This window comes from Pannonibacter sp. Q-1 (genome assembly GCF_054073275.1).
Genome location: NZ_JBSXNB010000014.1, coordinates 1 through 23410, shown reverse-complemented (window position 1 = coordinate 23410; position 23410 = coordinate 1). Strand labels below are relative to the sequence as shown.

The window sequence follows — 23410 nt, the reverse complement described above, 5'->3', positions numbered from 1 at the left end:
GCTCCATCGTTTGAGATCGCTAACAACCTCATTCTGGCACATCGATGCCGTAGGGGCCGTCCAACCCAACAGTGGTATTGATGGCCGTGATGCCCGCTTCCTGGCGGGAACTGGCCCCGATATTAGAGACCAGCACCGCCGTAGGGTGGTGCCGGTCAGAGATTTTCGACTGTGCAACGGCGTCTTTGGGTGGTCCGGTATACAGTGACACAACGGCCTGACGGACCGTAGACGGATCAGCGCCAGGCCATACTTTCTCTTCCCTTGGCGTCGAAGGCATCGCGCGCCGCGTCAATTCTATCCAGATTGGCGATTGCCCAGTCTCCCACCGGTCCGAGCGTCTTCATGAAAGACCGGCCGAGATCGGTCAGCTCATATTCAACTTTCAGCGGAACGCCTTCGAAGACATTGCGCCGGACAAGGCCATCCCGTTCCAACCCTCGTAATGTCATGGTCAGCATACGCTGGGAAATGACACCGATGGAGCGCTTCAGCGCGTTGAAACGACGAGGTTCTTCTCCAAGCGTCAGGATAACGGTCACGCTCCACTTGTCGCCAACACGTGCCAGTACCTCGCTGATCCTCTGACATTGGTTCTCGCCGAGATGAAGACTCAATGCGGTTCCTCCTGTCTGACCTAGGCTAAGAAATGTGCCTTCTTGTGCGCCTTGAGCGGTGCTCTTAAGTTACCAATTGTGCCTAGGCACAAAAATATACTGAATCCTTCTGACAATCCAGCTGGTCCCGCATTGGCAGGAACACGGCTGACGTCTGCACTGACGCGTGAGGTTACTTTATGCTGCTTGACAAGCTGCACTGGCGCTATGCCACCAAGAAAATGGATCCGTCGAAATCCGTTGCCGAAGACAAGGTCAACCGGATTCTTGAAGCGGTGCGCCTTGCCCCCACATCGCTCGGCCTTCAACCCTTCGAGGTCATCGTCGTTTCCAACCCCGAAATGCGCGAGCGGATTAAGCCGATCGCATATGGCCAAGGACAGATCACGGATGGCTCACATCTGCTAGTATTTGCCGCCTGGGATAACTACACGCCCGAGCGCATCAATATGGTATTCGATCACATTGAGAACGAGCGCGGATTTAGCGATGAAGCCTTGCAGGCTTATCGCCAAAGGCTGCTTGATCAATTCACGCCCCGGCCGGCGCAGATGAATTTCGAGCATGCAGCGCGGCAGACCTTCATTGGCCTTGGTCTGGCTGTCACCGCTGCCGCCATGGAGGACGTGGACGCCACTCCCATGGAAGGATTCGATCCTGATGGGCTAGATGAAATCCTTGGGCTGCGCGCTCGCGGGCTACGCTCCGTGGCTATCATGATGCTCGGCTATCGCGATCCCGAGAACGACTGGCTCGTCAACCTTAAGAAGGTTCGACGCCCGCGCGACCAGTTCGTCACCGAACTGCGCTGACGCTCCTGGCGGCTTCACAGTTCTGCTGGCCGCCGTCGTCATGGTCTATGCCCGGAATTCGATGCCTAAGAACGCTTTTTCAGTTTGGCTGGATATCACAATCGTTTGTCATTCCTGCTTAATCCAGCCATTGCCATTCCGAGCTATAGGAGGCCAAACGCAGCCTCTAGCAAGAAGTGATTGTCATGGTTCCGATCAAGGAACAAACCACCGTCGTCATCATCGGTGCGGGAGCCTCCGGCCTCACGACCGCGAACTTTCTGGCGCTGAGCGGCATCCGCGCCATCGTTTTGGAAAGCCGCAGCCTCGCGCACATCGAAGAGCGGCAGCGGGCTGGGACCGTCGAAGCGCGCGCCGTCCGCATGTTCGAACAATGGGGTATTGCGGACAAGGTAATCGCCGGCCCGCCCTATGGTGATACCACCGATTTCCGCATTGACGGCGTCAGCCATATTTTCAAGGAAGACCTCGGCCCCCACAATGGCGCGCCGCCGGCCCGGTTTTGCCCGCAGCAAGTCCTTGTTCGCAATCTGATCCGCAATCTGCAGGAACTTGGCAGTGATGTCCGTTTCGAGGCGGCCGATGTTGCGATAAGCGATCTCGAAACCGAAACTCCGGCAGTCACTTACCGCGACACAGAGGGCACCCAGCACGAGATTCGCTGTGATTTCGTTGCCGGGTGTGACGGATTTCATGGTGTCAGCCGCAAGAGCATCCCTGAAGGAGTGCTAAGCATGCACTCGCACGAGTATGGAATCTCGTGGCTGAACATCCTGGCGGAAGCTCAGCCAAGCGTCATGATGGCCACCGGATTCCGGGGATTTGCCGCGCAGTTTCCGCGAGGCGCGCTGAGCCGCTTCTATCTGCAGTGCGAGCCGACCGACACCGTGGAAGACTGGCCGGACGACCGGATATGGAACGAGCTTCGCCTGCGGTTAGGGATGCCAGAGCTCAAGAACGCTCCAATCGACGATCGTATGATCTTTCCGCTACGCAGCGTCGTATTCGAGCCAATGCGCTACCGTAACCTGTTCCTTGTCGGAGATGCGGCGCATATCATCTCGCCCGTCGGCGGGAAGGGAATGAACCTCGCGCTGTTCGATGCGGAGACCTTTGTGCTGGCGGTCCGCAAGTTCTCCGAGACGGGCGACACGTCCCGCCTCGATGGCTACTCTGATACCTGCCTGCACAGAACCTGGAATTATCAGGAATACTCTGCCTGGTGTACGGAGATGCTGCACGATCCCGCCGATATGACGAATGCCGGGTCGTTCCGGGCCAATCTTGCCCGAGCTCGTCTGAGTCGACTCCTGACGTCGACCGATAGTGGCAGGGCCTATTCAGAACTGGCGGCAGGGCTCGCCTAAGCCGCTGATCGACCCCGACGAAAGAAGAGGGACGACATCATGCATCCGAACGTGGACATTGCCTTGATAAAGCATGTCGACGATATCCCGCGTGATGTCGTCCCTTGGGGGTTTGCGGGCGCGCTAGAAGCGCTTGAACATTCGCAGCGGCATTCGCATCGGAAGGGTCAGCTGATCTACACCGCCAGAGGTGTCATGAATTGCGAGGTGGACGGAGCGATCTGGATCGCGCCATCCAATTGCGCCGTCTGGATACCAAGCCAGCTCCCACACGCTGTCTTCGGAACCGGCGATGTCGAATGTTTTAGCTTCTTCATTGATGAGCGGGCGGCGCAGCGCCTTCCCGCCCATTGTTGCACGGTATCGGTTTCCCCGTTTCTGAACGAATTGATCCGGCGCGCTTCCCGGATCGGTGTGAATTACCCGGCCGAGGGAAAGGACGCGCGCCTGATTGCTGTTTTTCTCGATGAACTGGCGGATGCGCCGATGGAAAACCTCCGCCTGCCAGTACCCGCTGATCCGCGTCTCGCGAGGCTATTCGGGATGATGCTCGATGATATTGCCAGTCGAGTAAGTGTCGGCGAATGGGCGGGGCGTGTCGGAATGAGTGAGCGCACCTTGACGCGTCGATTGTTGAATGAAACGGGGATGAGCTTCGGACAATTGCGCCGCCAAATGCACATCATCACCTCACTAAGGCGCTTATCTGCTGGAGAAACAGTCCAGTGCGTTGCGCTCGACCTTGGCTATGACAGCGCCAGCAGCTTCATCACCATGTTCAGGAAAGCCATGGGCAAAGCGCCGTTGCGCTACGTAGCGGATCATCTGCGCGCGCCATGATCTGACAGGCACGCGGCCTATTGGCCGGCCTAGGACAGCCATTCGAGGCTAGTCGCTACCGATTTCAGGCTTCATAGCCCTGATTGGTGAGTGTCTCCGACAATGAATACTGCTTTGCAATGATAATTGCCGTATTGTATTGACAGCAATTTTCGTTCATGCAACAAAACTGTGCTGCGAACAGCGCCTGCGTGGGAGCGGGACGCGGTGTGGAACTGGCCGCGATCTAGTCGGCCATCTGAGCTCCTCCCCACCTGCCGCGCTGACAAGCGGTCAGCGCGGCTTTTTTTTTAATCAATCCAACAAGACGACTGCGAAGAGGCGGCATGCGTAAATGGGTCTACACATTCGGCGATGGCAAGGCTGAGGGACGCGCTGATATGCGCGAGTTGCTCGGCGGCAAGGGCGCCAATCTGGCGGAAATGTCTAACCTTGGCCTCCCGGTGCCGCCGGGTTTCACCATAACGACTGAAGTTTGCACTTGGTACACGGCAAACGGACAGACTTATCCGGAGTCGCTTCACGACCAAGTCACGAAGGCGCTGCGGCAGCTTGAAACCGCCCTTGGCGCAACCTTTGGCAGAGGAGAGACGCCACTGCTGATCTCGGTGCGGTCCGGCGCCCGAGCCTCAATGCCCGGTATGATGGATACCATCCTGAATCTGGGTCTGAACGACGAGACGGTCGAGGCGCTTGCCTGCGCCAGCGGCGACCGGCGCTTTGCCTATGACAGCTACCGCCGGTTCATCCAGATGTATGGCAATGTCGTCCTGGGTGTCGAGCACGCCGAGTTCGAAGATATTCTCAATGACCACAAACACGCGAAGGGTGCGACTTCCGACACGGACATGACGGCAGAGGACTGGAAGGCTGTCATTGCCGACTACCAGCAAAAGATTGAAGCCGCCCTTGGCAGGTCCTTTCCGCAAGATCCGCAGGAACAACTTTGGGGCGCGATTGGCGCGGTGTTCGGCAGTTGGACGAACCAGCGGGCAGCGTTCTATCGCAAGCTGCACAGCATCCCCGAGGATTGGGGTACGGCTGTCAATGTCCAGGCCATGGTGTTTGGCAACATGGGCGAGGATTGTGCGACGGGCGTTTGCTTTTCCCGCAACCCATCGACGGGTGAAAACGCATTCTATGGGGAGTTTCTGGTCAATGCCCAAGGGGAGGACGTGGTTGCGGGTGTCCGCACACCGCAGCCCCTGACCGAGGCGGAGAAAATCGCCCGAAGGGAGGAGCTTCCCTCCATGGAGGCAGCCATGCCGGAGGCGTTCACGGAGCTCTGCCGGGTGCGCGAGCGCTTGGAAACACACTATCGCGACATGCAGGACATGGAGTTCACAGTACAGCGGGGAAAATTGTGGATGCTGCAGACCCGCGGCGGCAAACGCACGGTCAGAGCCAGCCTAAAGATCGCCGTCGACATGGTGAGAGAAGGGTTGATCGACCGCAAGACGGCGGTCATGCGCATCGATCCATCTCAGTTCGACCAGCTTCTGCACCCGACGATCGATCCAAAAGTGGAGCGCAGCGTCCTGGCCAAAGGGTTGCCCGCCTCGCCGGGAGCAGCGACAGGGCGCATCGTCTTCAGTGCCCGACAAGCCGAACAGCGGGTGGCGCAAGGCTGGGATGTGATCCTCGTGCGCGACGAGACAAGTCCCGAAGACATCAGCGGTATGCATGCCGCAATGGGAGTCCTGACGACGCGCGGCGGCATGACCAGCCATGCCGCAGTCGTTGCGCGTGGCATGGGCAAGCCATGCGTGTGCGGTGCCTCGTCCTTACGGGTGGATGAGAAGGTGGAGGTTCTGCGTGCGGGCGAGCATACTTTCTCAGCCGGCGACGTCATTACTATCGACGGCTCCACCGGCGATGTCATGGCTGGTGTGGTGCCGATGGTGCAGCCGGACCTTGGCGGTGACTTCACTGATCTGATGGCATGGGCGGACAAATTCCGGACGATGCAGGTGCGCGCCAATGCTGAAACGCCGCGCGATGCCGAAGCAGCACGTCAATTCGGAGCCGAAGGAATTGGGCTTGCGCGCACAGAGCACATGTTCTTCGATCCGGAGCGCATCACTTTCATGCGGGAGATGATCCTGGCCGAAGATGGCGACGCCCGCAGACAGGCGCTGTCCCGTCTGTTGCCCTATCAGCGCCAGGACTTCGTGGCGCTGTTCGAGATCATGCGAGATCTCCCGGTGACCATCCGCCTGCTGGATCCCCCTCTTCACGAATTCATCCCCCACGGGGATACCGAAATGACCGCGGTGGCCGAAGCCGCCGGCCTGGATGTCGCGCGTGTGAGACAACGCTCGGCCGAATTGCGGGAAGTCAATCCGATGCTGGGGCATCGTGGATGCCGGCTCGGCATTACGTATCCGGAAATCTACGAGATGCAGGCGCGCGCCATCTTCGAAGCTGCGGCCGAAGTTGCATGCAGGGGCAATACGCCGAAACCCGAAATCATGATCCCGCTGGTCATGTCCAAACGGGAACTCACCATCTTCAAGGAAATGATCGATCGCACGGCAGTCACGGTAAGGGAGAAGGCCGGCGTTCACTTCACTTACATGGTCGGCACCATGGTCGAACTGCCGCGAGCAGCGTTATGCGCGAACGAGATTGCCGAGGTCGCGGAGTTCTTCAGCTTCGGCACCAACGATCTGACGCAGACATGTCTTGGATTGTCCCGCGATGATGCCGGAGCTTTTCTCGCCGGGTACAAGGCCAAAGGTATTCTGGCGGAAGATCCGTTCACGACGATCGACCGGGAAGGGGTTGGCGAGTTGGTTCGCATCGGCGTCCAGAATGGACGCGCCAAGCGCCCGGGCATGAAAATGGGCATTTGCGGCGAACATGGCGGTGACCCGGCATCGGTGCGGTTCTGCCAGGAAGCCGGCCTCGATTACGTGTCGTGCTCGCCCTACCGAGTGCCCATAGCGAGGCTCGCGGCGGCCCAGGCAGCTATTGCCACGCAGACGTCCTGAGCTCTCCGTTCGGTACAGGATATGATTGTTCGGGGCCAACACACGGTAGCTAAGTGCAAAGGTAGCGAAATGCCTCTCCTGAAGTTTCATGTTATTAAAGGGCGTACGCCGGAGGAACTTAATCGTCTTCTTGATGCCGCCCATGACGCCATGGTGGGTTCTTTCGGGGTGCCCCAGCGCGACCGATATCAAATTCTTACGGAACACGAACCGTCTCACCTGCGGGCGCTCGATACAGGTTTGAATATTACCCGAACGGACAAGTTTCTGCTTTTGGAAGTGGTTTCCCGGAAACGTACCACCGCTGCGAAGCGAGCCTTTTATGAGACACTTTGTGCCAGCCTTGAAGCCGAGTGTGGAGTGCCGCGTGGCGACGTCATGGTATCATTCACTGAAAACGAGGATGAGGACTGGTCTTTTGGGTACGGTGAAGCTCAGTTTTTAACTGGTAAATTGTGAAGATGGCTTGCATGCAAGTATTGATAAGTATGTGCCCGCGAAGTCTTGAAGAAAAATATCTGCCGAGACTAATGCGCGCTCTATGGGTGCAATTGAGGAGCGCTCGTGCCGCCACTCAATTACAACGAAATTCATCTGAACACCGCACGTCTGAACTTTTCAACACCGCGTAAATCTATGAGCCTTGATGCGCTTCGCCTTCTAAAATACGTGTTGGCTGCCATAGAACATGGCAGCATGCGGCGGGTAGCGCAGGCATTGGGCGTACAAGAATCGACTGTCAGCCGGAACATCTCTGCCTTTGAACAGCACCTCGATATCCAGCTCTTCGAGCGCCACAGTCAAGGCGTGCGACTGACGGAAGAAGGTGAGCGTTGGCTTGAAACGACCAGATCCCATATCGATGGTCTGGAAGACGTTTTGTTGCAGGCCGCCCACCGTAACAAGGGCATTGCGAGACTCCGCATCGGCCTTTGCGCTCCCGTGGGGCAGGAATTTCTATTCCGGCTTATCGACCGGTTCAGGAACAAGCACCCGGAAATCGACGTCACCATCCGCGATGGTTCGTGCCACAGGCACGCAACCGCTATCCGCCGTCGATACCTCGATATCGCCTTCATGTGTGGTTGCTGCGAAGTGAAAGGCTGCAGTAGTGAGACGATCTGGGAGGAGGGAATTTCCGTTCTTCTACCCGGCGATCATAGATTGGCAAAGCACGATATGCTGACGTGGGAGGAACTCGCTGGAGAGCGTCTTCTGGTGCCGATTGGGGCAGAAGGCCCGCAACTCGATCCCTGTTTTCTCCGTCGCATAACGACCGGCTCAAGCGCTCCGATTGTAGAACAGTGCCACGCCAGCCAGGCGACGGTGCTCGTCAAGGTGCGGTTGGGAAAAGGGTTCGCCTTGGCAGGGACCAGCTTCGCCAGAGCCACCGCTATTGAGAACACCGTGTGGCGACCGATCACTGGGAGAAACAGCTCGTGCCCGGTTAAGGCAGTCTGGCTTGAAACCAACCCCAAGCGTGCAGTTCTCCACGTTGTCGCCATCGCCAGGAACATGGCTGAAGAGCGAAAGGCCAAGCTGGAGGCGTCAGATTAAAGCCTCTGAATAACACGCCTTTCTTCCACCGCATGAAAAAGCAAGTTGAGATACTTGCGTCCCCCGGCAACCATCTTTACGTGCTTGGCGACCTCGCCAACATCGGCCGGGCCCACGAATCGGCCGTCTGCCGAGCGCAAGCTATGATGGGTGCGCGCTCCCGCAACCATCTTTACTTGCTCGGGGCGCAAGTTGTGATCATATCCAGCCCCCGCAACCAAATCAAAAAACAAAACACAAAAACCCCGTCCACAAAACGGGGGTAAAACCATTCAAAAACACCTATATAATCACAAAAAGAACAAAACAAGTACAAAACAAACGGGCTAAAGGGAAACAGGTCAGCAGGGATACCGAATAGCTGACGGTTTGGCCGCGCCTGGCCGGCGTTGCCTGTCAGGAATTGTGGGCGGGGGCTACTGCTCCACGCGGATCGTGATGGGGTCTTCGTAAAGCATGAACCGATCTTCTCCGGGGCGCGTGGCCGTGAACACGACCGCCCTTGCGGGAGTCGCTCCGCCACATGAGCGGCTGACGCGGTAGCCTACCCCTCCATCTGACCAAATGCCCGTGGAGAGTTCCGGCAGATACTCGAACACCTCTTCCCACGATGGCGGCTGCTCGCCGCAGCGTCCACGCTTGGCGTGGATCACAACCGACTCGCCTACCCTCACCTCGGAACGCTCACGCCAGTAAATGCGCTGGTCAGTCATGTCGATCACACGCGGGCCGGGTTCGGGTCGTTTCCTTTGGATGGCCGCGCTTTCCGACTCCTGCCAACCGCTCAATCCGATCATGCCGCCGCCAGCGGCCAACACCAGAAGGGCTACGATTCCGGCAATCTGCCAATGACGGACGCGGCGGGACGCTGCAACAGGGTGGGGCGGTGCTATCCCTTCGGGGATGCCCGTGTGTCCGTTCGCGTCGCCGTTGTCCGGTTCGGTGGCAGGTGTGCGCCGCTGGGCATCTTCATAAAGCCGGTGCCAGTACGGCAGCGCATCGGCCATGTCCTCCACGCGAAGCAGCAAGGTCAGGATGCGGAAGTTTCGGCGGCTGGGGGTGTGCAACCCCCTGCGCCAGTTGTTCAGGCTTTTCAGTGCGCTTTCGTAAGCGCCGCCCGCCTTCTTCTTGGTCAGATTGCAATATTCGCTGGCAAGGTGGTCGTTATCGACATGGCCGCGCTCGATGCACAAAGCATCGAACAGCTTCCACCATTCTGAAAAACTGGCGAACTTGTCCCCCATGCCGTCCCCCCACGCGGCTCTTTTTCTCCTTTCTAGCCAGACCGGAACTCCCGATCAAGCTTTTGAGAGGGATCACCTATTCGTTGCGTTTTCCGATTTTTCCATGCCTTCCAACTTTGCCGGTGACACCTGCCGGTAGCCACCCTTATGAAAATAATCGGGCGGCCCGTCGCACGGGTCGTAGTCGCGCGCCCGTTCGCATATGAGGCGGGGGGCATGGACAATCGTTACGGAAGCCGGGGGCACCCATGACCAACCAACATAAACATTTCCCGCGGCCTGCCGCACTTCTCGTAGGCGGGCTTATGTTCACCGTGGCGGGGGCGTCCAGCGCACTTGCTTGCCGGGGTACGGCGGAATACCCGGACGTGGCGTCCCGGCTGGCCGCCGCCTCGTTGCCCGCCGACAGGAAAGCCGACCTTACCCGGCAACTCGAAAGGGGCCGCGCTCTGCACGACCGCGCCCATCAACAGAACGACACCGGAGCCATGCGGGAGTCGCTGACGATCCTCGACCGCATCAAAGCCGCGCTACCGAGGTAAACAATGATGTTCCCGAGCTTGTCACGCTGCGGCGCGGTCTTCGCCGCGCTTTTCATGCTGGGTCTGATGGCCTGCCAGACAGCATCGGCCGATAACGGCAACCGTCTGACGGCTGATCAGGTGCGTAGCACCTTTGTTGGGCGGGCATGGAGTCAGGGAACAGGAACGTTCATGTTCTCGCGGGATGGCACCTATCGGTATGACGATAGCCGTATGAGCGCGCGGGGCACCTATCAGATTGCCAATGACGGCGTGCTTTGCACGGCCAACAGCAATTCGGGCGTGCGGACTTGTTACACGTTCTACCGCGACGGCAACGGATACCGATACTGGCACGACCGTGAGCGTCGGTACTGGCCTGCATACCTTCGTTGATCCCGCGTTTTGGTTTTGCAATCGAAAAATCCCCGCCGGGGCGGGGGCGCTGCTGGCGTATGTCGCTGTCTAGCTGCCGCAGGGTGGCGATCTGGATATATACCTCCGGCGAACACCCAATCCTTCCGGCGGCGGCTCTAATCGCGGCCACGGCGGCGGGGGTGAAAAGGCGCTCCCATGTGGGTGCGTTTGATTTCCATTGCACAAGTTCATCTAAGTCCCATTGGCCGCCCGCCTCTGGCTGCTTGGCTAGGAGCGCGTCTAGGTCGATTATCTTGCGGGGCTTCTGTTTCGTTTCGTTATCCATCTGTTTTGCCTTACGGCCCGACGACTGCGCCCCATGCGCTGCCGTCAATCGTCCCAACCTATTCCCCGGTCGCGGTCGCGCCCGCCGTCGTCCCGCTCGGCGTCGCGGTCACGGTCGCGGCCCTCGGCCTGTACCGTCCAAACATTGCGCTTGGCCTTGATCTCGCGCTCGGTGCCGGCGGCGCGATGCCTGTTCGGCATGGTCGAGCGCGGATCTGGCCGCTTCCAGCCGCGCTGCGGGGGCCGCAGCAAAAACCGGCCAGGGGCCACCGAAAGAGATCGCGCGCCCGTTTGTGATTTCCGCGATCCTGTCAACACATGCAAGCAATGCGCGGCTGGCTGGCCACGATGACGCAGCCACGCCAGCCGCGCAGAAGCTCTGCAATCAGCGTGCGCCCGCCGGCGTCGAGGTTGTTGGTGGGCTCGTCGAGCAGCAGGATATCGGGCGCTTCCAGGAGCACGGGGGCAAGGGCCAGACGTGCGCGCTGCCCGCTGCTGAGCGTGCCGAAAGGGTGCGAGGGGGCGATCCCGGCCAGCCCGGCGCGGGTCAGCGCATCCGTCAACCGGTCCTCCAGCGACCAGTCCGCCGCGCTGGCGTCCTCGGCGCTGCCTTCGCCGCGCAGCAGGCGGCGGATGCAGGCAAGGCCTCCGGCAATCCCCAGTGCCTACGCTATGCTGCCGCCCGGTTGCCGGACCTCCAGCCGGACCTCCTGCCGCATCCAGCCGACGGTTCCGGCACGCGTGATGGTGCCTGCGCCAGGCTCGACTGCGCCTGCCAGCAGCCGCAAAAGCGTGGATTTGCCACAACCGTTGCGCCCGGCAAGGCCGGCCCTCCACCGAAGTTCAGGGTGATTTCAGAGAATAATACCAATGCCCGATGAGCTTGACTCATCGAGCATTGGTTAAGCCCTTGCGGCGCTTGAGCATTTTCAAGGCGTGATGCGTCAGCATCGAAAGCCTTGGTATAACTGGGTGCCGTCAGGGGTGGAAAAGGACAGCCCGGACAGGGACAGGAATGCAGGTATGGAACAGGACCTTTCGCAGCAGAGCCGGATGGATGCGGGCGGCGAGGGGCAGGTCCATGTCACATGCCTCTTGTTGGGGGGAGATGGGCAGCATAGGCGCCGCCCCTTTGGGGCGCAAGCCTGAGAGCACTGGTGTGGCACTCGGGAAGCATTGGGGGGGAGCACTGGCGCGCTTAAAGCGCGCGCCAGACCGCCAGCGTAAAGGCCCCAAGGCCAAGGGTGCTGAGCATTGCGCCGGCCGCGATCCCCGGTTCTGCAGCAGTCATGCCCCACAGATAGGCGGTCAGCGCCACCAGCATGATGGGCAGACCCAGATTGTGCAGGATCACATGCCAGCGCGCCAGCGCGCCTTCCGCCAGATGCGGTGCCAACGCGTAAATGGTCCCGGTCAGGGCAAGTGTCACCCAGCCCAGCAGATGCATGTGCCCATGCACACCCTTCAGCGTGAAATCACCGCCTGCGGCCATCACGATGCCCAGCAGAAGGCCGGCCATCAGATAGACCGTGGCCGCGCGGAACTGGAACCGGGCAAGCCCCGGCAGGCAAGCCGGGCGAAAGGGGGCGCCGAACCCGGTCATCGGGCACCCTCCGGTTGCGGGGGCAGCAGCGTCATGCCGGTGGCCTGCGCGACCTGCATGATCCTGGCCATATCGGGCGGGCCATCCTGCGGTTCGGGCAGGCGGCTGTCATCGGCCATCGGGCGGCCCACACCGCGGAAGAAGTCCACATGCATGCGCCCCGGCGCGTTCACGATCAGGAGCCTGCCGGGGGCATCGCCCGTGCAGCGGAAGGTATGCGCTGCTCCGTCGGGAACCACCAGCGTGTCGCCAGCCTTCGCGGCGATGGACTTGCCGTCGATCAGGAACAGGAAATCACCGTCCAAAACCTGGAAGGTTTCCGTCTCCCCAGCATGGCAATTCGGCGGTGCGCCCAAGCCGGGGGGCACGATGGCCTCCATCAGGGTGAACTTGCCATCCACTTCCTCTGGCAGGACCCGGAAGCTGACCAGCAGGCCGAAGACATCGTAGTGACGTGCGTCTGTCATTGTTTTCTCCTTGACGGGATTCATTCCCGATATAAGACTCTTATTATCATCATGAGACATGTGTCTCAACAGGTAAAATGATCGGGAGACGAGATGCGGGACAAAGCCGAGCGAACGAACCAGAAGCAGCGCACCCGCGACGCCATCCTTGACGGCGCGCGACGGCTGATGAGCCGGGGAGAGCCCGTAACTGTCGCAGCGGCGGCGGCCGAACACGGCATCTCGCGTGCGACGGCCTACCGGTATTTTTCGGAGCCCCAGGCGCTTGCGCTGGAAGCGGGCCTTGCCACATTGGTTCCGCCCTATGAGCAGGTCATTGCCGGAACCACTGATCTGCGTGCGCGTCTGGCGGCCATCACGGCGGCCATGATCCGTCTGACCCTGGAAAACGAACCCGCGTTTCGGCAATATCTTGCCCATGCCGTGACCGCGGCAGACGGCACCAGCAGCCGCGGCGCGCGCCGGGTGGGCTACATGCAGCGCGCGTTGGACGAGTTGCCGCATGATCTGTCGGCTGCGCAGGCCGCCGATCTGGTCGCGTCACTTGCAACAGTCGCCGGGGTCGAGGGGCTGGTCGCGCTGACCGACGTCGCCGGCCGCGACAGCGCCACCGCCGCGCGGCTTCTGGGCGAGATCGCCGATGCCATCCTGACACGGCATCTTGGCCCGGCCAGCGTTGCTGCGGCTGATCAGGCGAAACCCCGGCAGCGCTGACGGTGGCGCACGTCATGGCCTCGGACCGCGCCAGATATATGGACGGCCCGTTCGCGCCCGCGGCCGCCTGGCGCATGTTCTGTGCAGATCACGCGATCCTGCAGGCGCAGGAGGCGGAGAGGAGCGCTTCCTCAGACCGGTGGATACCGCGGCCTGTAAAGTCTGCTTGACATGCGGGTTGGAACCGATAAGTGTAAAGCAGGCTTTACAGCAGGTGCTCGCATGACCAACAACACTCCCGCCGGCCTGGTCCGAAACATGATCCCGGCCTTTTTGAGCATGCTGGCATATGCAATTACGTTGATGGTCTCGCTTCGTCTTCTGGCCAGTGGCATCGGCAACAGGGGGGCAGCCATCGCGATCACCTTGGCGCCGATGGTCCCTGCAATCTTCCTTTGCTGGTCCATCATCGGTGTCATCCGCCGCCTGGACGAGTTGCAGCGCCGGCTGCAGCTTGAAGCCTTTGCCCTTGCCTTCGCGGGAACGGCGCTGATAACTTTCAGCTACGGTTTCCTGGAAAATGCCGGCTTTCCGAGGCTGTCGGCCTTTGCTGTCTGGCCGGTCATGTGCGGGCTCTGGCTCGCCGGCGTTCTCTTTGGGCGTCTGCGCTACAGATGAACAACCGCATTCAGGAGTTGCGGCTGCAACGAAACTGGTCTCAGTCGGATCTGGCGGCGAAGCTTGATGTGTCGCGTCAGACGGTCAATGCGCTGGAGCGCGGGCGCTACGATCCCAGCCTGCCGCTGGCGTTCAAGATCGCCCGTCTGTTCGCTCTGCCCATCGAAGAGATTTTCCATCCGCATTAGCCGGATGTGACAGGTCAATGCGTCTGCATCGCAGAACCTGGTTTCGAAGCGGCCGGAGAGGGCTTTCGCCAGACTATGCCGCTGGCGCGCCGGCCGATTGCCGGGGTGTTTCCCTGTCCTGACCTCATGGCCGGTCAGTGTGGCGAGGGAGCGAAGCTCTGCTTGGGCTCGCGGTCAAAGCGTCAGCAGGGACCGTTGGCAACCACATAGAACGAGGGAGAAACCGGTGTCCGTTATCAGCCACATCACATTGGGGACGAACAACAAGGAACGGTCGGCAAAGTTTTACGATGCCGTGCTGGGGGCGGTCGGCTTTTCCAGATTGCCCAAGCCGGCGGAAAAGCCTCTCGCTTATGAGCGCGAGGGCCAAATGCCGACGATCTACATCTACACACCGGAGGACGGCCGTCCCGCAACATGGGGGAACGGAACCCACATTGCTTTTGTCGCCGATACCAAAGCCCAGGTTCACGCCTTCCATGAAGAGGCGTTGAAATGGGGCGGCATCAATGAGGGAGAGCCTGGACCGCGGCCGCACTACGGTTTGAACTATTACGCAGCCTATGTTCGCGACCCTGATGGAAACAAGCTTCAGGCGGTTTGCTACGCACCGGACTGATCGCAAGCCCCGATCGCTACCCTTTGGCGATCAGATAGCCGCCCGTGCCGATCATCAAGGTGCCAGCGGCCATGCGTATGGGCCTTCTGAATGGAAACCCGTGCGATGCGGTTACAATCGCGCGCGCCGCGACGGCATATGCCAGTTTCACGCCGCCCACGCCAATCAGCGTAATTGCGCCGATCACGCCGATGTCGAAGGCCGAAAGCACGGTGACGTCGATCAAGACCGGGAACAGCGCCGCATAGAACAGGATCGCCTTCACGTCGCCGAGTGTGAGCGCGATGCCGGCGGCAAAGCTCACGGCCATGCCGCCCGCCCGGCGCTCATCCGCCGTCTGGCTGGCTTTGGCGCCGCCACGGATCAGGCTGAAGCCGAACCAGATGAGATAAGCGGCGGCTGCATAACGCAATATGGCGAAAAGCGTGCCCATCACTTCAGCAATTGCCACAAGCCCTGCAATCGCCAGGGCAACGAAGATGAGATCCCCAACCACGATGCCGAGCGCAGCAGCGGCGCCATCGCGGACACCCCGCGTTGCCGAGCGGACGACCACCAGCGCGACGCTCGAACTGGGAATTGCCGCCAGGGCAACCATGATGAGAAGCAGGGACAGTGAATTGGCAAGGGTCATCGGCAGGGCCCGTCAGCAATCAGCGTGGATCGGGAGATTACATCCAGCATCACGGCCGGCACAATCTCCAGCAGGTGACAGTGCCGGCCGGGCGCTGTTCAAAGGCTACTCTTCGGAGAGGGTATGGCTGTCTTCGGCGTTGAGATCGAGCCCGTAGGCCTTTCGCATTTGCGCGATGAAATCGAGGGTCTCCGGTCCGAAGGGTGGCTTGCCTTCAAAGCTGTGCAGCACAATTCCTTCAATCAGGTCGCCAAGACCGATCCCCTTTTGGGCTGCGATGGCCTTCAGAACTTGAAGCACGCGCCTCTCGATCCGGACCCCGGTTTGAACTCGCTCAACTTTTTTCGCAGCCATCGTATCCCCACACTCTGCAGCTTGACAATGAACTGGTACCACGGTACCAAATTTCTCTCAAGGCAGGATACCAGCAAGGGGCCGAATGCCATGACCCGTACAGCCGCCAATGGCAGGGGTCGAGCCCCGGTGCCTCACAATGTGCAGGGTATTCTCTGGGCACTGCTGGCTGCCGGGCTTTATGCCGCCGTCGCCGCTCTGGCCAAACTTGCCGTGACAGAGTTTCATGTGCTGCAAATTCTCTTTATCCGCCAGGCCGTGGTGTTCCTGTTATCGCTGCCCGCCCTCATCAAGGCATTCCCGCAGAGCCTTCAAACACGCCATCCGGGCTGGCATGGGGGGCGCCTTGCTGGAGCGTTCATCGCCCTGTCGTCAGGCATTTGGGCCGTCGCGGTTCTGCCGCTGACGACAGCGATTACCCTCTCCTTTTCGCAGGTGTTTTTCGTGGCACTTCTGGCCATGTGGGTTCTCGGCGAGCCGGTAGGCAGGCACCGGATCGGGGCGGTGATGGCCGGCTTCCTGGGTGTCGTCGTCGTGATGCGTCCGGGGATCGAAGGCTTCACCTCATTTCATGCCTTGATTCCGCTGTTCGGCGGTGCCGGTGCTGCGGTCGCGGTCATTGCTGTGCGGCGGCTGTCGCAGACGGAAAGCACAGCGACATTGTTGGTGTATCAGGCTGGCTTCATCGGGCTTCTGTCTGCTGTTCCGCTTCCATGGGTCTGGGTCCCGCCAGACCTGCACGGCCTGATCCTGCTTTTGACCATGGGTGGGCTGGCCACTGCTGGCCAATGGGCCGGCGTCAAGGCGCTGCGTCTGGGGGAGGCGAACGTCATCGGAAACCTGCAATACACTCAGCTGGTCTATGCCGTGGTTCTTGGTTCTGTGCTGTTTGGCGAAGTCCTGGACACAGCGACAACAGCGGGGGCCGCGATCATCGTCGGGGCAGCAAGCTATCTGATGCGGCGGGAGGCGCTGCGGAAACGCGGCGCATGACTGCCTCGTCACTTGCCGCAGGCACTGTAGCCGGTTGGACGGCGAAGATGCTCGCCGATCGAGCCAAGGTGGCGGTAGGGGGCGTTAACCCGTCAAGGGATGGACCCGATGGACAAAGCAGTTCGAAGCAGGATCACCGGCGCTTGTTTTCTTCGTTGCGCCTGACTCCATGCTCGCCGCAGGTTTCTGCCAGGATGCTGTGAAACTGGTCGATGACATCGGCCCGCACCGCATTGATGCGTTCGATGAGCCCGATCTGACGGAAAATCTGCGGCTCGCCGAAGGGAAGATAAAGCAGTCCTTCGGCCTGTGGTTCGCGCAGGGCGATGTTGGGCACGATGGATATTCCCATCCCCTCGGCCACGCAATTGATGATGGACGCAATGGAATCCATTCCGGCCACGTCCTGTGTGGTGATCTGCAAGCGGGCCAGTTCCGTGTCGATCAGTCCTGCCAGTGGCACGGGGCTTTGGAACCGCACAAACGGCAGGGTCCGGAGCATCGCGGCCACGTCGCCTGAGGCCGCGTCCTTACCCATGCTGGCCGGAGCAATGACCCAAAGCGGCTCGCGCAGGAACGGGCTCCAGCGGATGAGCTGCGGGATGCTCATGTTCTCGGCAACGACCGCCGCATCCAGCCGCCCGGCGGCGACTTCCGCAATCAGGCTGGACGAATTGGCCACCTGCAGGTTGATCCTGAGCTGCGGATAGTGCTCGCGCATCTTCATGATGGCGCGGGGCAGGACCCCCAGCGCACTGGTGCGCACCGACCCCAGCAACAGTGTTCCCGTCACCTGATCGCCGGACAGCGCGGAGCGGGCCTCTCTGACCCGGCGCAGAATGTCCTGGGCCATCTCGACCACCTGCACGCCTTGAGGCGTCAGCGCGGGCGGGCGGGTGCTGCGCTCAAACAGCGTTGCGCCAAGCTCTTGCTCCAGCGCCTGAATCTGCTGGCTGACAGCCGATGGCGTCACATGAACAACCTCCGCCGCCTTGGCAAAGCTGCCGTGCTGAACAATCGCCAGAAGGGTGTGAAGTTGTCTTGTATCCATGATCATGCAGTTTTTCTTAATTTAAGATATCAATATTGGCATTTTTGTAAAGCGCTGCTTTGTCATATGCTCGGCTCGAGGAGTTTGCCTGCCCCCTTGGGAGAGGGGGCAAAAACCTTACCATCAATCCGATTGAAGCTGTCGGGCAGCCTGCTGCCCGCATCGGGGGAATGCTATGTCGAAGTCCATCCTGGTCACCGGACCGGAACTGCATCAAACTGCTGTCGAGATCGCGGAGGCGGCGGGCTATGTGCTGCATTACGCGCCGCCCTATGCTTCGGCCGGGGACCTTCAGGACGCTCTGCGCGGCAGCGGTGCTGTGGCCGTGGTTTCGCGCATGGGCCGGCTGGATGCCGCGGCAATGGATGCGGCTCCCGGCCTGCGGGTGATTTCCAAGCATGGGGCAGGGGTCGATAATATCGATCTTGCTGCCGCCGCGGCCCGGGGCATTCCGGTTCTTGCCGCAACGGGCGCGAATGCGGTCTCTGTCGCCGAACACACCATTGCGCTGGTTCTGGCAACGGTGAAACGCCTGTTGCCGCTGGATGCGGGCCTGCGCGCCGGGCGCTGGGAAAAGCCCGGTTTTGCCGGGCGTGAACTGGCGGGAATGCGGCTGGGGCTGCTCGGGATGGGCGCGATCGCCCAGGCGGCGGCGCAGATGGCGCGCGGGCTGGGGCTGGAGGTGCAGGCACATGATCCCTTCGCCGCAGATGCGGCATTCACCCGCACAGGCGTCCGCCGCTGCGCGGACCTGCCGGACCTGTTCCGCACCTCGGACATCCTGAGCCTGCATTGCCCGCTGACCGATGCGATGCGGGCGGTGGTCAATGCACAAAGCCTCGCGCAAATGCCCGCTCAGTCCTACATCGTCAACACGGCGCGGGGTGGGCTGATCGACGAGCCGGCCCTGCTGGAGGCGATCCGGTCGGGGCAGCTGGCCGGTGCGGGGCTGGATACTTTCGCGGTGGAGCCCCCGGCCGCAGACCACCCGTTCCTGACCGAGCCGCGCATTGTGCTGACCCCGCATATCGGCGGCGTGACGCGCGAGGCCAATGCCCGCGTCGGTCAGGAGGCATTGCGCGGCATCATCGACATGCTGGAAGGGCGCCATGTTCCCGAACACCGCATCATGAACCGGCAGCTGCTGGCTGAACTCACCCCGGCGACAGGAGAATAAGATGTCTATCGGTTTTCGCATCCTCATCCGTGAGCGCGCGGTGCCTGCCGCTCTGGTGGCGCGTTTCGCTGCGCTTCCCGTTGCCGTTGTCAGCGATTCCATGCACCGCATGTCGGGGGGCGGGCCGCGCCTGATGCGGATGCACCGCAGCGGCGGCATGGCGGGCCCCGCCGTGACGGTGAAGGCGCGTCCGGGCGACAATCTGATGCTGCACAAAGCCATCGACATGGCGGAGCCCGGTGACGTGATCGTGGTGGATGGCGGCGGCGATCTGACAAACTCGCTGATGGGCGAGCTGATGCTGGCCCATGCCATCAACCGGGGCGTGGCGGGGTTTGTGCTGAACGGTGCAGTCCGTGATGCCGATGCAATTGCCGAGGCAAACCTGCCTCTTTGGGCCGCAGGGGTTACCCACCGCGGCCCCTACAAGGACGGCCCGGGCGAAATCAACGTGCCGGTCGCGCTGGATGGCATGGTCATCGAACCCGGTGATCTGATCATCGGCGATGGTGATGGCGTTCTGGCCGTACCCTATGCGGCGGCGGAGGAAATTCTCGAAAAGGCGGTGGCCAAGCAGGCCGCTGAGACCCGGCTGATGGCGCAGATTGCCGACCGCAGCAACGACCGCAGCTGGATCGACGATGCCCTGCGCCGGCTTGGCTGTGCCTTGCCGGGCGCGTGACACAAAACAAGCCATTCATCAAAGGAGGAGACAAGATGAAACATCACCTGACATCGCTGGCCGTGGCCGCATTCCTTGCCTGCGGAGGTGCGGCTTTTGCCCAGTCCTGGCCCAGCGGGAACATCGACTACATCGTGCCCTATCCGCCCGGCGGTGGAACGGATGTGCTGGCACGGCAGCTCAATGACCAGATTGCGCGGAAGACGGGATGGAATTTTGTGGTTCTGAACGTGCCCGGAGCTGGCGGGACAATCGGGATGGACCAGCTGTCGCGCGCTGACGCCAACGGGCAGACCATCGGCATGGGCCAGACGTCGAACCTGGCGGTCAACCCGGCGCTGAACCCGGAAGTGAAATATGACCCGCAGGCGGGCTTCACGCCCATCGCGCTTGTCAATACACAGCCGATGGGGATCATCACCTACAATGACAGCCCCTACGCCGATTTCGGCGCTGTTCTGGACGCCGCACGTGCTGAACCCGGCTCGATCATGTATGGCACGCCCGGGACTGGCACCGTCTCGCATATGGCGGTGGAGCGGCTGATGCTGCAGGGCGGCTTGAAGTTCGAGCATGTTCCCTACACGGGGATCGCGCAGGCGATCTCCGATGTGATGGGGGGCGTGGTCGATATCTATATCGGCTCATTGCCCAGCGTCATGCAGCATGTCGAGGCTGGCAATGTGCGTCTGCTGGCTGTCACCTCTCTGGAGCCGCATCCGCTGGCGCCTGACGTGCCGACGGTGGCCTCGCTTGGGTTCGAAGGCTATCAGGCGACGGACTGGAAGGCTGTCGTCGGTCCTGCCGGGATGCCAGAAGAAGCCGTGACCGCGCTGAACACCGCGATCAACGAAGCTCTTGCCGATCCTGATCTGCGTGCAGCGCTGGAGGCACAAGGCAGCGTCGTTCTGGGGGGCACGGCCGAAGAGTTCAAGGCCTATCTCGCCGAGGAGGCCGCAACCTGGGCCGAGGTGGTGCGTGCCGCAGGCCTGCGTTAAGGCCTAAGCAAACCTGCGGGCGGTGGCTGCAAAGCCGTGCCCGCAGGACCTGAAGGGAGGGAGAGATGATCCAGAATGACCGCGCCGATCTGGTTTCCGGCCTGTTGATCGCCTGCGCCGGCGTTGCCGTCACCGTTTACGCCGCCGGCAACTATCCGCTGGGGACGTTGCGCCGGATGGGGCCGGGAATGTTTCCCACCGGGCTGGGGGTGACGCTGGCGCTTCTGGGGCTGGTGCTGGCATTCAACAGCTGGCGCAGCCTGTGCGCGGTATCGGGCGGCGCCAGAATGCCCGTCCGGTTCGAACTGCGCACAGCCTTCCTGTGCGTGGCCGGGGTGGTGGCGTTCGCTCTGCTTCTGCGGCCCCTGGGCCTTGTTCCGGCCGTGCTGGCGGTGGTCGGCATTTCTGCCTTGTCTGACCGGCGCAACACACTGCTGGCCATAGCGGCCCTTGTTCTTTTCCTTTCAGTGCTGGCGGTGCTTATCTTCAAGCTTGGGCTTGGGATGACGTTCCCCCTTTTCGCGTGGAACTGGTCATGAGCTTTGCCGGCAACATCCTGCTGGGGCTGGAAACCGCCCTGTCGCTGAACAACCTGATGTGGTGTTTCGTCGGTGTGTTCATGGGAACCCTGCTGGGCGTCATTCCCGGCATTGGCGTTCTGGCCGCGATCTCCATGTTGTTTCCGCTGACCTTTCAACTGGAACCTACTGCCGCGCTGATCATGCTGGCCGGGATCTGGTACGGCACGACCTACGGCGGAAGCACGGCATCGATCCTGCTGAACGTGCCCGGTACCCCATCGAGCGCCATCACCGCGCTGGACGGCTACCCGATGGCGCAACAAGGCCGCGCGGGCGTGGCGCTGCTGATGACCACGCTGGCCTCCTTCTTCGGCGGATCGGTGGGGATCATCCTGATGATGGGCTTCTCGGGCGTGATCAGCCGGATGGCCCTGCAGTTCTCATCCACCGAGTATTTCGCCCTGATGCTTCTGGGGTTGATTGCCGCGTCCGGCATGTCCAGCGGGGCGATGATCAAGGGCCTGATCATGGTCTGTCTGGGGGTGCTGTTCGGGCTGGTTGGCGCCGATATCTATACCGGCGCCCGCCGCTTCACCTTCGGGATGATCGATCTGGCCGATGGAATTGCCCTGGTGGCGCTGGCGCTGGGATTGTTCGGTGTGTCCGAAGTGATCGCCAGCGTTGGCAAGGTCAGTGCAAAGAGTGTCAGCCCCGAGTCGGTGAGTTTCAAGGCCATGAAGCCCACCCGCGATGATGTGCGCCGCTCGTGGCTCCCCATGCTGCGCGGCTCGGCCGTCGGTTCCTTCTTTGGCACCTTGCCCGGAACCGGCCCGTCGATTGCCGCCTTCATGTCCTATGCGCTGGAAAAACGCGTGGCAAAAGAGCCCGAGCGCTTTGGCAACGGCGCGATCGAGGGGATCATGGGGCCGGAATCGGCGAATAACGCCGCTGACCAGACTGCCTTCATACCGACCCTCGCCCTCGGCATCCCCGGATCGGCGACAATGGCGCTGATGCTGGGGGCCCTGATGATCCACGGCATCGCACCGGGCCCACAACTGATGACTGAACAGCCCGCACTGTTCTGGGGGCTGGTGATGAGCTTCTGGATCGGGAACCTTTTGCTTTTGGTGCTGAACATCCCCCTGATCGGCCTTTGGGTCAGGCTGCTGACAGTGCCCTATCAATGGCTGTTCCCCGCCGTTCTGATGTTCGTCTGCATCGGCACCTACAGCGTGAACAACAGTGCGTTCGACGTGCTTCTGGTCGCGTTCTTCGGCCTGCTGGGCTACGGGCTGCGATACCTCTCCTTCCCCGCCGCACCGATGCTGCTGGGCTTTGTCCTTGGTCCGCTGATGGAAGAGCATTTCCGCCGCGCGATGCTTCTGGGCCGGGGGGATCCGATGACGTTCTTTCAACGTCCGATCAGCGCAACCGTGCTGCTGATCACGCTGGCGCTGCTGCTTTGGGGGATTTATGGCAGCCTGCGCAAACGCAAGCCGGCGGGTGCTCCGGCCGGCAGCGTGGCGCCGTAGCCCAGTCCTGCCGCCGCATTGCAAGAATTACATCGATCCCCGCTACGGTCGAGCGTATCGCAGCGGGGATCGGATGTAAGGGCGTGTGAGGCAAGGAGCCTGCCGGCGTTGACACCTCTACATGCTGGCGGGAAGCCAAAGCGTTACCTGCGGGAACAGCACGAGGATGAGGATGCGAACGCAATCGGCGAAAAAGAAGGCCAGGACTCCTTTGTAGATTGTTGACAGGGGAATATCCCGCCGCATCGCGTTCAACAGCATCACGTTGATCCCGATCGGCGGTGTCAGCATGCCGACCCCGATCAACGCAACATTCAGGATGCCCCACCAGATGGGATCGTAGCCAAGCGACAGGATGACCGGAAGCACGAAGGGCAAGGTGACGACGACAGCTGCCACTTCATCAAAGAATGCGCCGAGGATCAGGTAAATAAACACCAGCAACAAGATGACGCCGAGCGGTGGAAGTCCGAGATTTTCGATGGCTCCTATCATCTCCTGGCTGACGCCGCTGATGCTCACGAAATATGAGAAGGGGCTGACATAGATAGCGTTTTCAGTTTTACTTGAACCACCAGTTTTGCAGGACGCTGACGAGATTGG

Annotated in this window: 26 protein-coding genes and 1 pseudogene; 18 read left to right on the top strand and 9 right to left on the bottom strand. The window is 61.0% G+C overall.

The window, feature by feature from the left end; all coding sequences use genetic code 11:
- Window positions 1–236: 236 nt before the first annotated feature.
- Window positions 237–617: a winged helix-turn-helix transcriptional regulator gene (locus ACVNHC_RS24215; RefSeq protein ID WP_457169862.1), complete on the bottom strand. Its 381-nt coding sequence runs from the start codon at window positions 615–617 to the stop codon at window positions 237–239.
- A 179-nt stretch (window positions 618–796) separates the two neighbouring features.
- Here ACVNHC_RS24215 and ACVNHC_RS24210 point away from each other — a divergent pair, with 179 nt between their 5' ends.
- From ACVNHC_RS24210 to ACVNHC_RS24185, 6 genes are all read left to right on the top strand, one after another.
- Window positions 797–1429 (top strand): NAD(P)H-dependent oxidoreductase, encoded by a 633-nt coding sequence (locus ACVNHC_RS24210; RefSeq protein WP_457169861.1) that lies wholly within the window; start codon window positions 797–799, stop codon window positions 1427–1429.
- Window positions 1430–1614: 185 nt separating this feature from the next.
- Window positions 1615–2796, top strand: a complete 1182-nt coding sequence (locus tag ACVNHC_RS24205) for a 4-hydroxybenzoate 3-monooxygenase (protein ID WP_457169860.1) — start codon at window positions 1615–1617, stop codon at window positions 2794–2796.
- A 39-nt stretch (window positions 2797–2835) separates the two neighbouring features.
- Entirely contained in the window at window positions 2836–3636 is an 801-nt protein-coding gene (locus ACVNHC_RS24200) for an AraC family transcriptional regulator (protein ID WP_457169859.1), read from the top strand.
- A gap of 326 nt (window positions 3637–3962) precedes the next feature.
- Entirely contained in the window at window positions 3963–6629 is a 2667-nt protein-coding gene (gene ppdK / locus ACVNHC_RS24195; RefSeq protein WP_457169858.1) for a pyruvate, phosphate dikinase, read from the top strand.
- Between the two features lie 69 nt (window positions 6630–6698).
- Complete coding sequence (locus ACVNHC_RS24190; RefSeq protein WP_457169857.1) at window positions 6699–7088, top strand: tautomerase family protein; 390 nt, start codon at window positions 6699–6701, stop codon at window positions 7086–7088.
- Window positions 7089–7193: 105 nt separating this feature from the next.
- Window positions 7194–8186, top strand: coding sequence for a LysR substrate-binding domain-containing protein (locus tag ACVNHC_RS24185; RefSeq protein ID WP_457169856.1), 993 nt, complete (start codon window positions 7194–7196; stop codon window positions 8184–8186).
- Window positions 8187–8602: 416 nt separating this feature from the next.
- On the opposite strand, the gene ACVNHC_RS24180 is transcribed toward ACVNHC_RS24185, so the two are convergent.
- Window positions 8603–9430, bottom strand: coding sequence for a hypothetical protein (locus ACVNHC_RS24180; RefSeq protein ID WP_058898909.1), 828 nt, complete (start codon window positions 9428–9430; stop codon window positions 8603–8605).
- A gap of 248 nt (window positions 9431–9678) precedes the next feature.
- On the opposite strand from ACVNHC_RS24180, the gene ACVNHC_RS24175 reads away from it, so the two are divergent.
- Both ACVNHC_RS24175 and ACVNHC_RS24170 read left to right on the top strand, forming a co-directional pair.
- Complete coding sequence (locus ACVNHC_RS24175; RefSeq protein ID WP_058898910.1) at window positions 9679–9972, top strand: hypothetical protein; 294 nt, start codon at window positions 9679–9681, stop codon at window positions 9970–9972.
- Between the two features lie 3 nt (window positions 9973–9975).
- Window positions 9976–10347, top strand: coding sequence for a hypothetical protein (locus ACVNHC_RS24170; protein WP_123195087.1), 372 nt, complete (start codon window positions 9976–9978; stop codon window positions 10345–10347).
- A gap of 351 nt (window positions 10348–10698) precedes the next feature.
- Here the strand turns inward: ACVNHC_RS24170 and ACVNHC_RS24165 are convergent, their stop codons facing one another.
- From ACVNHC_RS24165 to ACVNHC_RS24150, 4 genes and pseudogenes are all read right to left on the bottom strand, one after another.
- Window positions 10699–10854 (bottom strand): hypothetical protein, encoded by a 156-nt coding sequence (locus ACVNHC_RS24165; RefSeq protein WP_167665861.1) that lies wholly within the window; start codon window positions 10852–10854, stop codon window positions 10699–10701.
- Window positions 10855–10964: 110 nt separating this feature from the next.
- A pseudogene (locus tag ACVNHC_RS24160) lies at window positions 10965–11474 on the bottom strand (ATP-binding cassette domain-containing protein); the annotation flags it as partial.
- 377 nt (window positions 11475–11851) lie between these two features.
- Window positions 11852–12256, bottom strand: a complete 405-nt coding sequence (locus tag ACVNHC_RS24155; RefSeq protein ID WP_374628855.1) for a hypothetical protein — start codon at window positions 12254–12256, stop codon at window positions 11852–11854.
- The gene (locus ACVNHC_RS24150; protein WP_208991478.1) at window positions 12253–12723 is read right to left on the bottom strand and encodes a cupin domain-containing protein; all 471 of its coding nucleotides are present in this window, start codon (window positions 12721–12723) and stop codon (window positions 12253–12255) included. Before ACVNHC_RS24150 ends, ACVNHC_RS24155 begins: the two co-directional genes overlap by 4 nt.
- A 93-nt stretch (window positions 12724–12816) precedes the next feature.
- Between ACVNHC_RS24150 and ACVNHC_RS24145 the strand changes: the two genes are divergently transcribed.
- The 4 genes from ACVNHC_RS24145 to ACVNHC_RS24130 all read left to right on the top strand — a co-directional run bounded on the left by ACVNHC_RS24145 (window position 12817) and on the right by ACVNHC_RS24130 (window position 14862).
- On the top strand, window positions 12817–13437 hold the full coding sequence (locus ACVNHC_RS24145; RefSeq protein ID WP_457169855.1) for a TetR/AcrR family transcriptional regulator: 621 nt from the start codon (window positions 12817–12819) through the stop codon (window positions 13435–13437).
- A gap of 222 nt (window positions 13438–13659) precedes the next feature.
- Entirely contained in the window at window positions 13660–14055 is a 396-nt protein-coding gene (locus ACVNHC_RS24140; RefSeq protein WP_457169854.1) for a hypothetical protein, read from the top strand.
- Window positions 14052–14243: a helix-turn-helix transcriptional regulator gene (locus ACVNHC_RS24135; protein WP_058898917.1), complete on the top strand. Its 192-nt coding sequence runs from the start codon at window positions 14052–14054 to the stop codon at window positions 14241–14243. Before ACVNHC_RS24140 ends, ACVNHC_RS24135 begins: the two co-directional genes overlap by 4 nt.
- Before the next feature lie 226 nt (window positions 14244–14469).
- Window positions 14470–14862, top strand: a complete 393-nt coding sequence (locus ACVNHC_RS24130; RefSeq protein ID WP_122520876.1) for a VOC family protein — start codon at window positions 14470–14472, stop codon at window positions 14860–14862.
- Window positions 14863–14878: 16 nt separating this feature from the next.
- On the opposite strand, the gene ACVNHC_RS24125 is transcribed toward ACVNHC_RS24130, so the two are convergent.
- Window positions 14879–15496 (bottom strand): LysE family translocator, encoded by a 618-nt coding sequence (locus tag ACVNHC_RS24125; protein ID WP_197717527.1) that lies wholly within the window; start codon window positions 15494–15496, stop codon window positions 14879–14881.
- Between the two features lie 123 nt (window positions 15497–15619).
- Here ACVNHC_RS24125 and ACVNHC_RS24120 point away from each other — a divergent pair, with 123 nt between their 5' ends.
- Window positions 15620–16843: a DMT family transporter gene (locus ACVNHC_RS24120; RefSeq protein WP_457169853.1), complete on the top strand. Its 1224-nt coding sequence runs from the start codon at window positions 15620–15622 to the stop codon at window positions 16841–16843.
- A 133-nt stretch (window positions 16844–16976) separates the two neighbouring features.
- On the opposite strand, the gene ACVNHC_RS24115 is transcribed toward ACVNHC_RS24120, so the two are convergent.
- Window positions 16977–17894 carry a LysR family transcriptional regulator gene (locus ACVNHC_RS24115; RefSeq protein WP_457169852.1) on the bottom strand — a complete coding sequence of 306 codons (918 nt, stop codon included), beginning with the start codon at window positions 17892–17894 and terminating at the stop codon, window positions 16977–16979.
- A 175-nt stretch (window positions 17895–18069) separates the two neighbouring features.
- On the opposite strand from ACVNHC_RS24115, the gene ACVNHC_RS24110 reads away from it, so the two are divergent.
- The 5 genes from ACVNHC_RS24110 (at window position 18070) to ACVNHC_RS24090 (ending at window position 22807) form a co-directional block, all read left to right on the top strand.
- A complete protein-coding gene (locus ACVNHC_RS24110; RefSeq protein WP_457169851.1) occupies window positions 18070–19071 on the top strand; it encodes a hydroxyacid dehydrogenase in 1002 nt (333 codons plus the stop codon).
- Between the two features lies 1 nt (window position 19072).
- On the top strand, window positions 19073–19753 hold the full coding sequence (locus tag ACVNHC_RS24105) for an RraA family protein (RefSeq protein WP_457169850.1): 681 nt from the start codon (window positions 19073–19075) through the stop codon (window positions 19751–19753).
- 35 nt (window positions 19754–19788) lie between these two features.
- Window positions 19789–20751, top strand: a complete 963-nt coding sequence (locus tag ACVNHC_RS24100; RefSeq protein WP_050472943.1) for a Bug family tripartite tricarboxylate transporter substrate binding protein — start codon at window positions 19789–19791, stop codon at window positions 20749–20751.
- 65 nt (window positions 20752–20816) lie between these two features.
- On the top strand, window positions 20817–21290 hold the full coding sequence (locus ACVNHC_RS24095) for a tripartite tricarboxylate transporter TctB family protein (protein ID WP_094463091.1): 474 nt from the start codon (window positions 20817–20819) through the stop codon (window positions 21288–21290).
- On the top strand, window positions 21287–22807 hold the full coding sequence (locus ACVNHC_RS24090) for a tripartite tricarboxylate transporter permease (RefSeq protein ID WP_457169849.1): 1521 nt from the start codon (window positions 21287–21289) through the stop codon (window positions 22805–22807). Before ACVNHC_RS24095 ends, ACVNHC_RS24090 begins: the two co-directional genes overlap by 4 nt.
- Before the next feature lie 117 nt (window positions 22808–22924).
- Here the strand turns inward: ACVNHC_RS24090 and ACVNHC_RS24085 are convergent.
- Window positions 22925–23410 (bottom strand): TRAP transporter large permease subunit (locus ACVNHC_RS24085; RefSeq protein ID WP_457169848.1); only part of this gene is annotated, 486 nt, incomplete at its 5' end.